The 13,923-nt window shown below is 39.5% G+C and carries 12 protein-coding genes; 6 read left to right on the top strand and 6 right to left on the bottom strand.

The window, feature by feature from the left end:
* Together BWD42_RS24900 and BWD42_RS17725 are read left to right on the top strand one after the other, a co-directional pair.
* A partial coding sequence (locus BWD42_RS24900) for a hypothetical protein (protein ID WP_217700099.1) occupies nucleotides 1–278 on the top strand: 278 nt, incomplete at its 5' end.
* 192 nt (nucleotides 279–470) lie between these two features.
* The gene (locus tag BWD42_RS17725) at nucleotides 471–1,421 is read left to right on the top strand and encodes a TIGR01212 family radical SAM protein (RefSeq protein ID WP_077437745.1); all 951 of its coding nucleotides are present in this window, start codon (nucleotides 471–473) and stop codon (nucleotides 1,419–1,421) included.
* 121 nt (nucleotides 1,422–1,542) lie between these two features.
* Here the strand turns inward: BWD42_RS17725 and BWD42_RS17720 are convergent, their stop codons facing one another.
* Both BWD42_RS17720 and BWD42_RS17715 read right to left on the bottom strand, forming a co-directional pair.
* A complete protein-coding gene (locus BWD42_RS17720) occupies nucleotides 1,543–2,010 on the bottom strand; it encodes a nucleoside triphosphate pyrophosphohydrolase family protein (protein WP_077437744.1) in 468 nt (155 codons plus the stop codon).
* Between the two features lie 103 nt (nucleotides 2,011–2,113).
* Nucleotides 2,114–3,628: a pseudouridine synthase gene (locus BWD42_RS17715; RefSeq protein ID WP_077437743.1), complete on the bottom strand. Its 1,515-nt coding sequence runs from the start codon at nucleotides 3,626–3,628 to the stop codon at nucleotides 2,114–2,116.
* 242 nt (nucleotides 3,629–3,870) lie between these two features.
* Between BWD42_RS17715 and BWD42_RS17710 the strand changes: the two genes are divergently transcribed.
* Entirely contained in the window at nucleotides 3,871–4,683 is an 813-nt protein-coding gene (locus tag BWD42_RS17710) for a lytic transglycosylase domain-containing protein (RefSeq protein ID WP_077437742.1), read from the top strand.
* A 99-nt stretch (nucleotides 4,684–4,782) separates the two neighbouring features.
* Here the strand turns inward: BWD42_RS17710 and BWD42_RS17705 are convergent, their stop codons facing one another.
* Both BWD42_RS17705 and BWD42_RS17700 read right to left on the bottom strand, forming a co-directional pair.
* Nucleotides 4,783–5,430 carry a LolA family protein gene (locus BWD42_RS17705; RefSeq protein WP_077437741.1) on the bottom strand — a complete coding sequence of 216 codons (648 nt, stop codon included), beginning with the start codon at nucleotides 5,428–5,430 and terminating at the stop codon, nucleotides 4,783–4,785.
* Nucleotide 5,431: 1 nt separating this feature from the next.
* The gene (locus BWD42_RS17700) at nucleotides 5,432–8,170 is read right to left on the bottom strand and encodes an FtsK/SpoIIIE family DNA translocase (RefSeq protein WP_077437740.1); all 2,739 of its coding nucleotides are present in this window, start codon (nucleotides 8,168–8,170) and stop codon (nucleotides 5,432–5,434) included.
* A 274-nt stretch (nucleotides 8,171–8,444) separates the two neighbouring features.
* Between BWD42_RS17700 and BWD42_RS17695 the strand changes: the two genes are divergently transcribed.
* Nucleotides 8,445–8,954, top strand: coding sequence for a GNAT family N-acetyltransferase (locus tag BWD42_RS17695; RefSeq protein WP_077437738.1), 510 nt, complete (start codon nucleotides 8,445–8,447; stop codon nucleotides 8,952–8,954).
* A gap of 127 nt (nucleotides 8,955–9,081) precedes the next feature.
* Here BWD42_RS17695 and tyrS read toward each other — a convergent pair whose 3' ends face one another.
* Nucleotides 9,082–10,362: a tyrosine--tRNA ligase gene (tyrS, locus tag BWD42_RS17690; RefSeq protein WP_077437737.1), complete on the bottom strand. Its 1,281-nt coding sequence runs from the start codon at nucleotides 10,360–10,362 to the stop codon at nucleotides 9,082–9,084.
* Nucleotides 10,363–10,465: 103 nt separating this feature from the next.
* Here tyrS and BWD42_RS17685 point away from each other — a divergent pair, with 103 nt between their 5' ends.
* Nucleotides 10,466–11,149, top strand: a complete 684-nt coding sequence (locus BWD42_RS17685) for a hypothetical protein (protein WP_077437735.1) — start codon at nucleotides 10,466–10,468, stop codon at nucleotides 11,147–11,149.
* A gap of 79 nt (nucleotides 11,150–11,228) precedes the next feature.
* Nucleotides 11,229–12,923: an amino acid permease gene (locus BWD42_RS17680; RefSeq protein ID WP_077437733.1), complete on the top strand. Its 1,695-nt coding sequence runs from the start codon at nucleotides 11,229–11,231 to the stop codon at nucleotides 12,921–12,923.
* A gap of 59 nt (nucleotides 12,924–12,982) precedes the next feature.
* Here the strand turns inward: BWD42_RS17680 and rlmF are convergent, their stop codons facing one another.
* Nucleotides 12,983–13,894 carry a 23S rRNA (adenine(1618)-N(6))-methyltransferase RlmF gene (rlmF, locus tag BWD42_RS17675; protein ID WP_077437732.1) on the bottom strand — a complete coding sequence of 304 codons (912 nt, stop codon included), beginning with the start codon at nucleotides 13,892–13,894 and terminating at the stop codon, nucleotides 12,983–12,985.
* Nucleotides 13,895–13,923 lie beyond the last annotated feature (29 nt).

The following is a 13,923-nucleotide window of genomic DNA, read 5'->3' as shown; positions in this document are numbered from 1 at the left end:
CCGAACAGAGCAGTCAAGCCCGCCAGAGCCGATGGTATTGCCGTAACAGGTGGGAGAGTAGGTCGGTGCCTTTTTTTACACGGAAGCCCTTGCTGGAAACAGTCAAGGGCTTCTTTCGTTTGCATACTTTACTCTTCTCCTGCTTTTCTGGGGGCAGCCAACAGGGCTGGATGGGAAGTTCCGTACAGTCCCTTTATTCCTGCAACAGGATTTTATTGGACAATCGTTTGCAGTCCACAAGCTCTTTTACAAAACTAGATATCTATATTAACTGTTAGGCAGAACCTATAATAAGTCCCCTTTGTACTGATAGGATTTCATATAGCACGCAGTGACCATATGAGTCTTCAGAATATTGTTTGCTTGGGCAGAAGTATCTTTGAAAATGACACAATAATGGAAGACGCTTTCAAGCTTTGTTCCTGAGCAGTAATCTATTTGTGATTTTTATTAAGTAACTTTGCAGCGCAATGGGTACATTATTGGATAACGGAATTAAACCGTATAATCATTACGGGGCTTATTTAAAGCAAAAGTATAACGGACAGAAAGTGTTTAAAGTGATTGTGGATGGCAATTTTACATGCCCCAACCGTGACGGTAGTAAAGGGTATGGTGGCTGTACTTACTGTAATGTTGATTCTTTTACACCAGATACAGCCCGTAAAATTCCTTCGATACGCGAGCAGGTTGAATCCGGGATTGAAAGAGCGCGTAATAGCTACGGTGCGGAAAAGTTTATCATCTATTTCCAGCCCAATACAAATACCTATGCACCCACACATCTGTTGAAAATGATGTATGATGAAGCGTTAAGCATAGATCCCGAAAATACATTAGGTCTTTCCGTGGGCACACGTCCGGATTGTCTGGACTTTGAAAAAATAGCCTTGCTGGAATCCTATACAGATCGTTATGATGTCGATCTGGAAATGGGTATGGAGTCTATTTATAACGATACTTTGGATAAAATCAACAGAGGATGCTCGCACGACGAATTCGTTAAAACGATGGATATGCTAAAGGATACACCTTTGGAACTCTGTGTCCATACAATTTTCGGATTTCCATGGGAGACTGAGGAAATGATGTTAAAGTATGCGGATGAGATCAATCGCTTCCCGCAAATTAAGTTCGTCAAACTGCATCATTTACATATTGTGGAAGGCTCTATTATGGGCGTAAAATACAAGCGTGAGCCTTTTGAATTATTTTCTATGGAAGGCTATACGGATTTCTTGTCCAAATTTATACCACGTTTGCGTTCAGACCTGATTATTCAGCGTATTTTCGGTATTGCCGATAAGGAGCTGTTGATCGCGCCTAACTGGGGATTGCCGAAGTCAGGTATTCAGACCTATATCGACAAAGGGCTAGAGGCCCGGAAAGTAGTGCAAGGCAGTCTCTTTCAATGCAATTAATAGAGTTCTCCGATGAAAAATAGATTATAACATTCCATAAAGATTGGAAATTAAGATATCCTAAAATAAATACGGCCTCCTATGGAGGCCGTATTTATTTTAGGATATACCCTATGGCAAATTATCCTTCGACAATGCTCTTGAGATCCGCTGGAGAATAATTAATGGATTTGAGTGTTTTATTGTCAGCTGTTCTAAAGACTAAAAATTTCCCGTCAACTTCTTTATAGTAAGATTCTACTCCTTTCAGTTTATAATGTTCTTGGGTGGCGATAGCTTCGGCTTCGTCCTTACATGCTTTACTCATGTTAGAGCGCTGTACTTCATCGAAAAGCGCTGAAAACTTGTCTTTTAAGCCAAATTCAAGAACAGCTCCAGCCAAGACGTATTGAATATCACATAAGGCGTCTGCGATTTCCACAAGATCTTTGTCCTGAATAGCTTCTTCGAGCTCTTTTAGCTCTTCAGCGATCAAAGAAACCCGTAAGGCACATCTTTGTTCGGAAGGAATCGTCGGTGCATCCAAGATCGGATGTTGAAATGTCTTATGGAATTCCGCTACGGATGAAAGTGTTTTTGGATCAGTCATATTCTTTAATTTTTTATACTCTTCTTATCAGGAGCAAATATAAAAAATAAAGGACGGTTAACTGAATGACCGTCCTTTATTTTATGTATCAAATGTAATTTGATTAAATCAAATGTTTCAATTGCACAATTTCTCTCTCTTCCAGATATCTCCAACGTCCGCGTGGTAAATCCTTTTTCGTCAGGTTTGCATAAACAACACGATCTAACTTGACGACCTCATAACCCAAAGATTCAAAAATACGGCGTACAATACGGTTTTTACCAGAGTGGATCTGAATACCTATTTCTCTTTTGGAACCTCCTTGTACATAGCTTAAATCATCTGGTTTGATGACACCGTCTTCCAATTCAATACCAAAATTAATTTTATTGAAATCTCCTTGAGTAAGACTCTTGTTAAGCTCTACATTGTAAATTTTGCTGATGCTGTTGCGAGGGTGGGAAAGTTTTTCCGCAAGATTGCCATCGTTTGTCATCAAAAGTAATCCTGTGGTATTTCTGTCAAGACGGCCAACAGGATAAATCCGTTCTTTGGTTGCTTTGGAAACTAGCTCCATTACCGTATGACGTTCCTGAGGATCATCCGTAGTCGTAATATAGTCCTTTGGTTTATTAAGTAGAACATAGACCATTTTCTCGCGCTTTAGACGTTCGTTGTTATAACGGATTTCGTCTGTCGCAGGATCAACTTTAGTCCCTAATTCAGAAACCGGCTCTCCGTTTACCCAAATTACTCCTGCAGCGATTAATTCGTCCGCTTTACGTCTGGAACAGATGCCCGCATTGGCGATATATCGGTTTAAGCGGATTAGGCCGTCATCTTCTGTTGAAGTTTCAGCTTTCTTTTTAGGACGCTTAATATATTGCTTCTCGTCAAAATTTTTGTTTTCATCAAAGTTTCTGTTTCTATCGCCATCAAATTTTCTATTGGATGGTTTATAAGGTCTGTCGAAACTTTTGTTGCGATCGTTTGAGGAGCGCTCATTGTTATCAAAACGTTTGTACGAGTCTCTTTTTTCAAAGGAACCTTCTCTGCGGTCAAAAGACCGTGCCGTATCTCTCTTGTCGAAAGATCTTGAAGAATCATTTCTATCCGAGCGTCTGAAACCATCTCTTTTATCAAAAGACCGTGATGAATCACTTCTGTCTGTACGTTTGAAGCTATCTCTTTTATCAAATGAACCTTCTTTTCTATCGAAAGATCTAGAAGAATCATTTCTATCCGAACGTTTGAAATTATCTTTTTTATCGAAAGGACGTTCAGATTTATCAAATTTGTTGAAGGAATCTCTCTTGTCAAAAGATCTTGATGATTCATTTCTGTCAAATGAACGACCGCCTCTATTGAAAGGTCTGTCTGCGTTATCTTTTGAACGGAAGGAGTTGCTTTCCCCTCGAAATGAAGGTTTGTCTGCGTATTTATTAGATCCAAATGATCTGTTTTCACGGTTGTCATCTTTTCTGAAAGAACCTCTTTCAGATTGGTCCTTTGAACCAAAGGATGATTTTTTACCGAAACTATTGTTCTTGTCGCCTCTAGATTTGAAGTTATCTGAGTTGCCCCGTGACTTTCTGGAGTTGTCATCACGACTGTTCCTTTTATTGCTGAATGGCATTGTGTTTTGCTAAAATGTGAACTGCAAAGTTAGGCATAATTTTGGGTTTTGCGAAAAAATCCTTATCTTTTTGTCTTTTCTCGCATTTTAGTGATTTGAGCGCTAAAAAAAGCCCTTTAAGATAGCTGTAACGTAACTATTTGTTTTTTAAATAAATACTATTTATCTTTGTACCCTTGAATTTGAACCAAGCTATTTTTTGATCGAATTTACTCGTGGATAGGATAGCATTAAGGGAGTGAATGATAAGAAAGAAAGTATTATGTAGTAGTTTGATTTTGTTTGCTTTATTGCTGTCAAAATTATACTCAACCCCACACAACAACACTTCTGGCAGCGATAAGATCGTTGCGGCGAAGTTGGTCGAAACTCCAGCTCATCATGGAGGCGACGAAGAGAAAAAAGAAAAAAGGAATTCTTTTGAATCTTACCTGAGTTCATTAACGTTTGCTGAAGATTCATTACCGATGGATCGCCCCTTGGTGGAAAGCAAATTGCGGAAGTTCTTCAGTAGGTTTTCATTTAAAAAAACAGGATCGTATGATATGCATAAAAAGGCGGAAACCTACCTGCCTACGATCGCCAAGATCCTGAAATCACATGGTATTCCAGAAGATTTTAAGTACATCCCATTGGTGGAGAGCGGTCTGAGCAAGGCTGTTGTTTCTTCTAAAGGGGCTGGTGGTTATTGGCAATTTATGCCAGCAACGGCACGCTTGTATGGTCTGCGGGTCAACGGCGCAGTGGATGATCGAAAGGATCTCATAAAATCTACTCATGCGGCAGCCCGTTATTTAAAATACCTCTACGCTCAATTCGGTAACTGGACGTTGGTGGCAGCCGCTTACAATGTAGGTGATGGTAGTTTAAAAGGTTCGATAAGAAGGCAGAAAAAGGATGATTACTTTGCTTTGAAATTGAACAATGAGACCGGATCTTATGTGTATAAATTGGTTTCCATGAAGGAAATTATCGAGCATCCACAGAAACACGGTTATTCCCGTTATGCAGATAAAGAGACAGAGACGCTGGACAAAGAACCTAATATGCTGTAGATATAGCGACTAGACATTAACAAAAAAGGATTTCCCATTGGGAAATCCTTTTTTGTTACGTTATTTGGCCAGCGGTTTGATCCAATGTGCTGGCAGATCTTATCTTAGGTCGACAATGTCGAATCCCGCGTAGTTATTTTTGTTGAAAGTGAAGAAGCTGGATGCAATGTTCTTGTTTCCTTCCTGTGCATTCAAGGTGTAGGTATAACGATTACCACTCTTATCAAAAATAGTCGTATCATAAATCAAATTATTCGCTTTATTGATCCGCAATTTAATTTTGGAATAGTTCTTTTTGCTATCAACCGGTGTCAATTCCACAACACTTAAACTCGTTCCCTTTGCTTTTTCCGCACGTGCTAAAGCATACTTGAACCCGGAGGTATAAAACGAGAAAATATTTGTGGGATTGATCTCATTTGTCGAGTTGCTTGCTTCCGATATTTCAACTTCTTTCTCTGCTTTCATGATATTCCATTGCGTTTTGGAATCTGAAATCAGAATTTGATTTTTGGTGTTGACATGGTATTTGTTATTTGCCTTGTCGAGATACAGTGTGCCTACATCGCTGTGCGTACCGCCATTTGCTTGTCTGATGTCCAATGTGAAACCAGCCTGTATGGTCTTATATCCATTGTATTTTTGACTTATTTTATTAAGTAATGCTTTTGCGTCATTTTGTGCATAGCCATATTGACTCCCTATAAGTAGCAAAAAGCTCAGCACTAATCCGAGTTGTTTTTTCATGTTAATTGTTTCTTAGCGTCTCCAAATACTGTTCTAATGAATATTCATCGGGATAAAGTACTTCACGTGCTTTACTTCCTTCAAATGGGCCTACAATTCCGGCGGCTTCCAGTTGATCGATGATTCGTCCAGCTCTGTTATAACCCAATTTCAATTTACGTTGGATTAAGGATGTAGAGCCTTGTTGATGCATGACAATCAAACGGGCAGCTTCTTCAAACAATTGATCGCGATCTTTTGGATCAAAATCTACACTACCTGAACCCTCTCCGTTTTCATCTACATATTCCGGCAGCATAAATGCCGATGGATAACCGCGTTGCGCTCCGATGTAATCGGAAATCTGTTCAACTTCTGGTGTATCGACAAATGCACACTGGATACGTATCAAATCACTTCCAGTAGCCAGTAGCATATCCCCGCGACCAATTAACTGGTCTGCTCCGCCCGTATCTAAGATAGTTCGCGAATCTACTTTCGATAATACACGGAAAGCAAGACGTGCCGGGAAGTTGGCTTTGATTGTACCTGTAATGATATTGACTGAAGGACGTTGGGTCGCAATGACCAGGTGAATTCCCACGGCACGGGCCAATTGGGCCAATCGTGCAATAGGGGTTTCGACTTCTTTTCCGGCAGTCATCATCAAATCGGCAAACTCATCAACAATAAGAACGATATATGGTAAGAATCGATGACCCTCCTCAGGGTTTAATCTACGATTGATAAATTTTGCATTATATTCCTTTAAATTCCGAACCTGTGCGTTTTTCAATAGGTCATAACGCTGGTCCATTTCAATACAAAGTGAGTTTAAGGTATTGATTACCTTTTTTGTATCTGTAATGATCGCTTCCTCCTCATCCGGTAGCTTGGCCAAGAAATGGCGTTCAACTTTTTTGAATAGAGAAAGTTCCACTTTTTTAGGGTCGACAAGCACAAATTTAAGCTCAGCAGGATGCTTTTTGTACAATAGGGATGTCAAAATCGCATTGATACCGACTGATTTACCCTGGCCCGTAGCTCCCGCAACCAAAAGGTGGGGCATCTTTGCCAAATCAGCAATGTACACTTCATTGGATATGGTTTTTCCCAAGGCAATTGGTAAATCCATATCCGTTTTTTGGAATTTCTCCGTCGCTAAAACCGAGCGCATGGAGACCATTTCTGGACTCGAATTTGGTACCTCGATCCCGATGGTTCCTTTACCTGGCATTGGTGCAATAATCCGGATTCCGAGTGCCGCAAGGCTTAAGGCAATATCGTCTTCCAGGTTTTTGATTTTTGAAATCCGTACACCTGGTTTCGGGATAATCTCATATAAGGTAACCGTAGGTCCGATTGTCGCTTTTATACTTTCAATCTCAATGCTATAATTTCTAAGCGTATCAACAATCTTGTTTTTGTTGGCTTCAAGTTCATGTTGATTGATCGTTATTTTCCCTGTTCCGTAATCTCTGAGCAAGTCAAGTGTCGGATGTTGATAGCCTGATAGGTCTAATTTTGGGTCATATTGACCAAATTGGGCAACAAGATCACTTGCTGTTATTTCCTTTTCCTCTTTGATGTCTTCGACAACTAGACCTGGGATTACAGCAACCTCAAGAGGAGGTTCTGGCTCCGCAGGTGCTGCAATCGATATGCTCGGACTGGAATTCGCCTGAAGGTGTAGGGTATCTTCTTCATCTTCGTTATCATCCTCCGGTTGATCAATGGTGAAGCTAATTGAGGGCGTATGTTCTGTGCGTTCCAGCGGGCTATCATCAAAGGTGAGGACAACCTTGTCCTTTGGATCTATTTGTGCCTCTGGTATGGGATGATGCGTAAATGCGGGGCGCTCAAGCTCTTCCTGTAAATTTTTCTCCCGATTGGATTGAAACCGTTCATTGATTGAAGTTGGCCGTTGGAAGGATTCTCTCACAGATTGTATCGAATCATCTTCAACATGAACTTTCGTTCTTAAACTATTTGTGGAATAGGAATCTTCTTCGTCTTCATCCTCGAGATCCTCGGATAACGATTTGGATTTGCGATTGCTAAACAAGACGAATTTAAAATCTAAATTGTACAAGAGTATCAATGTCGTCAGGTACGCGAATGCTAAAATACAGCCCACACCCACAACTCCCACCTGTGCTTCCAAGAGCTTATTGGTCCAAAAACCAAATTTACCTTCCAGCATATGTGGTGTATCTGCCATAAAACCGTGTAAAAATCCCAATGTGACTGAAATAAAAACAATCGCTACAAATGAATAAACGACAGTGCGGTATAGTGGAAGTAATGATTTTTTGAATAATAAACGATAGCCCAAAATGAACAATACCGGGATAAAAAGGAAAGAAGCAACCCCAAACCACTCATACATAAACTGGTTGGCAAGTAAGGCTCCAAATTTTCCTAACTTATTGTCAACGACAGGTAGTTCGACAGCCTCATCGTGAATTTCTTCGGACGAACTAAAAAGGGTGCTCCAACCGCCATTTGTTTTGGCGATATAACTTTGGTCATCTTCCCAGGTAAAAAGATAGGAAACAAAAGCGGTGGCAAAGGCCAATGAAAGTAAGATCAACAAAATCCCTAAAATTTTGACAGTCTTCTGCTGGGCATCTGAATAATCTCTAGGGATGCTGGGCTTTTGACTTTTTTCCTTTTTAAATGTTGCCGATTCTTTTGATAGGGCACGCTTGCCAGAAACTGAATTTCCTGCCTGCCTAAATGTATTTCCTTTATTTGACATTGAAAAGCTCACAATTATACTGCTTACAAACTTAGTTATTTTGATAGTATTTTGAAGATCATGTAGACTATTATTTTAAGTTTGTATTTTTTTCATAAACGAATAATTTCAGATAGGCTACTAAATGAATAATAGCAATTATAACTAGCAAATACTATGCCCTGAGAAGAGATTTGCTATTAAGATAGCGGTAAACAGGAAAGAATAGTCCTGTTTGGTCTGTCTTTTAGAGTTAAAGTAAATTATGTAGCTTTACTGATCAAATTAAGGCATTATGAATAAGTTTCAGATACGGAAAGCGAAACAAACTGATAAAGGAAGAATTTGGGAGATTATACAGCAGGCAATAGCATTGCGCAAGGAGCAGGGGAGCCGGCAGTGGCAAGACGGTTATCCAAATGAGGATGTAGTGCAATCTGATATCGATAGAGAATATGGGCATGTGTTGGAATTTGATGGTAACATCATTGGGTATGTTGCTATTATTTTCGATATTGAGCCTGCTTACAATGATATTGATGGTAAATGGCTTAGCGATGGTGAATATGTAGGCATTCACCGTTTGGCTTCGGCTCAGGATCCCCATATAAAAGGTGTTGGTACGGCTATTATGCAAGGAGTGGAAGAAATCGCTGTCCAGAATGCTGTATATAGTATCAAGGTAGATACGAATTTTGATAATGCCGGTATGTTACATGTATTTGACAAGTTGGGCTATCAATATTGCGGGGAGGTGTATTTTCGCGGTGCCTCCCGTCGTGCTTTTGAAAAGCTATTGAAATAAATGGTTAAAGGGCCGAAATGAGTTTAAAATGGGTTAGGTTCTTGTGACCTAGTGGAGTGGCTATTTATCAGAAATAAAAAACCCTTTTAACACGGTTAAAAGGGTTTTTTATTAAATAAAACTACACTTATGCAATAATCAAATAATAGTTTTTCTTGCCTCGCTGTGCAATGATGTATTTATTATTCACCAAATTGCTTTCGGTGATAATTTGCTCGCTATCTGTTACTTTTTCGCGGTTGATAGAAACACCACCTCCTTGGAGCATTTTACGTGCTTCGCCTTTTGAAGGGAAAACCTGCGTATTTACAGCTAAAAGATCGAGAATATTGATTCCTGCCTTTAGATCTTCTTTTGTTACTTCGAACTGCGGAATACCTTCAAATACTTCCATTACAGCCTCGTGATCCAGGTTGTCTAAAAATTCCAATGTGCCATTGCCAAAAAGAAACTCAGATGTCTTGATCGCAGTTTCATAAGCTTCTTCGGAGTGCGTACGAATGGTAATATCTTTGGCCAATGCTTTTTGGACAATGCGTAAATGTGGTGCTGCGTCATGTTCAGCAATGATCGCCTCAATTTCAGCCTGTGGTTTAAGCGTAAAGATCTTAATCCAGTTTTTAGCATCGTCATCGGATGTGTTTAACCAGAATTGGTAATATTTATAGGGTGAAGTCTTCTTTGGATCAAGCCACACTGCTCCAGATTCTGTTTTACCGAATTTTTGGCCATCTGCTTTTTTAATCAATTGTGTGGTGATTGCATAAGCTGTGCCTTGATCTTGGCGACGGATCATTTCACTTCCGGTGACAATATTACCCCATTGATCAGATCCACCCATTTGTATTTTACAATTGTGGTGTTTCCATAGGTAATAAAAATCGTAACCTTGAATCAATTGATAGGTAAACTCCGTAAATGATAGACCATTGTCCCCTTCTAAACGTTTTTTTACGGAATCCTTTGCCATCATATAGTTTACGGTAATCATTTTACCGATATCACGAATAAAATCCAAAAATTTGAAATCTTTGAACCAGTCGTAATTATTAACCATTTGGGCATCATTTTCGCCTTCTCCAAATTCAAGAAATTTGCCTAACTGTTTTTTTAGACAGGTAACATTATGTTGTAAAGTTGCCTCGTCAAGTAAGTTACGCTCTGCAGATTTGAAAGAAGGGTCTCCAATCATTCCTGTTGCTCCACCTACCAATGCCACGGGTTTATGGCCCGCATTTTGGAAATGGATCAAGGTCATGATTTGAGTTAAGTGTCCTACGTGTAGAGAGTCTCCTGTGGGATCAAAGCCAATATAGCCAGCGACTTTTTCTTTATTCAGTAAGTCTTCAGTTCCAGGCATAATATCTTGCAACATGCCTCTCCAACGTAATTCTTCTACAAAGCTCATTGTTAAATGGATTTAATTTTTTAATTTACAAGATGCAAAGATAGGAGATTAAGCGTATATTGAGCGAATAATTCCTGATAAAAGCACACGCTAATAAGCTAATATGAATTTTTTATCCCATTTTTATTTTGAGCGGTTTGCGACCAATCCCGAGCGAATAATCGGTGGATTGCTACCCGACTTATTAAAAAATGCCGATAAAACTTTTGTGCTCAAGCCCCGACAATACGAAGATCAACTGCTGGATAATCCCTTGTTGGAACAACTTTATATCGGCTGGAACCGTCATATTGAAGTTGATCGCCTTTTTCATAATTCAACGTATTTTTTTCATCATACACATCAATTAAAGTTACAGATACAGTCCAGTTTACAGGGACTGCCAATTCGGCCTTCCTTTATGGCACATATTGCATTGGAGCTATTATTGGATCATATCCTGACACAGCAAAAAGCGGTTTCCATAGATAAATTCTACACTGCAATGTCTCAGGTGAATGACGAGGCCGTGCGAAAATTTCTCAAAATAAACCAATTAGATGATATCCCTAAATTTGAGAAATTTTACCATCAATTTATTGACTGGAAATACATCTATGATTATGCACATATTGAAAAAATTGCTGGTGCGCTTTTCAATATCTGTAAACGTGTATGGCAATTTGAGGTTCAGGAGCAGCAACGTGAATTATTGACTTCTCAGTTGATTTCTTATTTACAGCATCATATGGGGGATTATCAGGAGATTTACCATGATATTCATTATGAATTGGTCGACTTTAAATAGTCTACCTGAAAAATACCAATAGTATAAGACCTTGAAAATATTTATTTTCGCATAATTTTACGTATAAAACTAATTTTACATGTCACATAGACTTTTTCGGAAGAAAAGTGTTGATCAGATCCTAGCGGATACCCAAAAGGAGGGTGGAACTGGCCTCGCGAAGGTTTTGGGGGTAACCGATCTGGTTTCATTGGGTATAGCCGCTATTGTGGGCGCTGGAATCTTTAGCACCATCGGATTAGCGAGTTATGAAGGTGGTCCCGCTGTTTCTCTTCTTTTTATTTTTACGGCCTTTGCCTGCGTGTTTACAGCTCTGGCATATGCACAGTTTGCTAGTACTGTACCCGTCTCCGGATCGGCTTATACGTATGCTTATGTGGCTTTTGGAGAACTGTTTGCCTGGATTATAGGTTGGGCGCTCGTGTTGGAATATGCGGTTTCCAATACTGTTATTGCTATTTCCTGGTCGCAGTATTTTGTTTCGATGCTGGAGGGCTTTGGTTTACATATCCCCGCTTGGCTTTCCATGGCGCCCGGATACGCTTATGATGCTGTTGATAAAATGAACCAACACGGTGTAGCAAGCCTTACGGCCATTGACCAACATGGTCTAGCAGCTTTTAACAGCGCTCCTCGGATCGCAGGAATGCCTATTATATTTGATTTGCCGGCAGGTGTAATTACATTTTTGGTTACGTGGCTTGTTTATATAGGCATCAAGGAGTCCCAAAAAGCGAGTATGATTATGGTGATGATCAAGGTCGGGATCATCCTAGCGGTTATTTTTGGTGGTATATTTTACGTGAAACCTGAAAATTGGACTCCTTTTGCGCCAAATGGCTTACAAGGGGTGCTTGGAAGTGTGGCTGCCGTATTCTTTGCTTTTATCGGGTTTGATTCGATTTCCACAACTGCTGAGGAATGTAAAAATCCGCAACGGGATCTGCCTAAAGCCATGATTTATTGCCTACTGATCTGTACGGTATTGTATGTTGCTATTACTTTGGTTCTTACAGGTATGGTAAACTACACCGAACTTAATGTCAAAGATCCTTTGGCGTTCGTGTTTAAATATGTCGGATTTGACCATATGGCTGGCATTATATCGGTAACATCGGTTATTGCGATTACGAGCGCACTCTTGGTCTATCAATTGGCTCAACCAAGGATTTGGATGACAATGAGCCGGGATGGTTTATTGTGGAAGAAGTTTGCGACAATTCATCCAAAATATAAAACACCTTCTTTCGCAACAATTGTAACGGGTCTAGTCGTCGCAATTCCTTCTTTATTTTTCAAGATGGACTTTTTTGTCGATTTGACAAGCGTCGGTACCTTCTTTGCTTTTATTTTAGTGTGTGCTGGTGTACTGTATATGGACTATTCGGGCTTATCGGCCAAATCTAAATTTAAAGTTCCATACATCAATGGTAAATATATAGTAGGACTAGGACTTCTTGTCGCAATAGTAATGATTTCTATCTATGCGAAGGAGACCATACAGGAGTGGAAGTCTTTATCACTGGTTGAAATCCTAGAGCATAAAATGTTGGTGATTATTTTTTGGCTTACCTGGCTGGGGTTGAGCGTTTATAGCTTTAAGATGAATTTTTCGCTCTTGCCTGTTATTGGAATTTTGATCAATTTGTATCTGATGACGGAGCTCGGGGCCAGTAACTGGATTATTTTTGTGATTTGGTTGGTGATTGGACTGGGCGTTTATTTTATGTATGGCTATAAACATTCCAAGTTAAATAAATCGGTATCTATTTAGTGCTGGAATCTAATTCTTTAAACAAAAAAGGAGCTTTTAAAGCTCCTTTTTTGTTTAATTTAAAATCGCCACAATAGGATTCGGCTTACTTTGTTGCCTTGTTCCATGCGGATGACTTCAGATTCTTTTACGTTGATTTTTTTTAGTTTATGCTGTAAGAAACGGACATCTTCACGGTGAGCCACCAATGAAGAGAACCATTTAACCTGATCTTTATAGAACTGACTTTCAAATATCATGCGAGTCAAGAAGGCTTTCTCGCCACCATCGCACCAAAGCTCACTTCCTTGTCCTGAAAAAGTCTGCACAACAGTGTTCTCGTCTAATTTAGCATTTTTTATACCCGTGGTTTTACGTACGGATTGTTGTAATGCTTCTGTTTGGGAACTAAAGAAGGGCGGGTTGCAGATGATCATATCAAATTTTTCATCTGGAAGAATGATATCTTTGAAAATCGCTTTTGGATTGTTTTGTAATCTTATCTGGATGTTCTTTTTTAAGCTCATGTTGGTACGCGTAATTTCAATCGCGTTTTTATAAGCTCTTTTAATAATTTCTGAGCCAACAAAACTCCACCCATATTCTTGGTGGCCGATAATAGGATAGATACAACTCGCTCCCACGCCGATATCGAGGACCCGTACTTTCCCCCCTTTTGGGATTTCGCCATTATTATCTCTGGCAAGTACATCAGCAACATAATGGATATAGTCTGCTCTGCCTGGGATAGGTGGGCATAGATTTTCTTTTGGAATATCCCAATGTTGGATGTGATAGTATTTTTTTAGAAGTGCTTGATTTAATACTTTAACAGCTTCGGGATTGTTAAAATCAATCGTTTTGATTTTATAGGCATTGAGTGTAACAAAATCTTTTAATGAGGGTTCGATTTTGCTAAGCTCGTCAAAATTGTAATTATCGAGATGTCTATTTCGAGGGTGTAATTTCTTTGTTGGATTAGCGTCTGCCATGTTATAATATTTGCAACAAAAGTAATGGA

Origin of the sequence: Sphingobacterium sp. CZ-UAM (assembly GCF_002000245.1) — a bacterium.
Taxonomy (GTDB): Bacteria; Bacteroidota; Bacteroidia; order Sphingobacteriales; family Sphingobacteriaceae; genus Sphingobacterium.
Note: the sequence above shows the minus strand (reverse complement) of the source record. Positions and strands in the feature narration are given on the sequence as shown.

Coding starts and splice junctions, on each gene's coding strand:
- BWD42_RS17725 (WP_077437745.1), top strand. CDS start 471: ATGGGTACATTATTGGATAACGGAATTAAACCGTATAATCATTACGGG.
- BWD42_RS17720 (WP_077437744.1), bottom strand. CDS start 2,010: ATGACTGATCCAAAAACACTTTCATCCGTAGCGGAATTCCATAAGACA.
- BWD42_RS17715 (WP_077437743.1), bottom strand. CDS start 3,628: ATGCCATTCAGCAATAAAAGGAACAGTCGTGATGACAACTCCAGAAAG.
- BWD42_RS17710 (WP_077437742.1), top strand. CDS start 3,871: ATGATAAGAAAGAAAGTATTATGTAGTAGTTTGATTTTGTTTGCTTTA.
- BWD42_RS17705 (WP_077437741.1), bottom strand. CDS start 5,430: ATGAAAAAACAACTCGGATTAGTGCTGAGCTTTTTGCTACTTATAGGG.
- BWD42_RS17700 (WP_077437740.1), bottom strand. CDS start 8,170: ATGTCAAATAAAGGAAATACATTTAGGCAGGCAGGAAATTCAGTTTCT.
- BWD42_RS17695 (WP_077437738.1), top strand. CDS start 8,445: ATGAATAAGTTTCAGATACGGAAAGCGAAACAAACTGATAAAGGAAGA.
- tyrS (WP_077437737.1), bottom strand. CDS start 10,362: ATGAGCTTTGTAGAAGAATTACGTTGGAGAGGCATGTTGCAAGATATT.
- BWD42_RS17685 (WP_077437735.1), top strand. CDS start 10,466: ATGAATTTTTTATCCCATTTTTATTTTGAGCGGTTTGCGACCAATCCC.
- BWD42_RS17680 (WP_077437733.1), top strand. CDS start 11,229: ATGTCACATAGACTTTTTCGGAAGAAAAGTGTTGATCAGATCCTAGCG.
- rlmF (WP_077437732.1), bottom strand. CDS start 13,894: ATGGCAGACGCTAATCCAACAAAGAAATTACACCCTCGAAATAGACAT.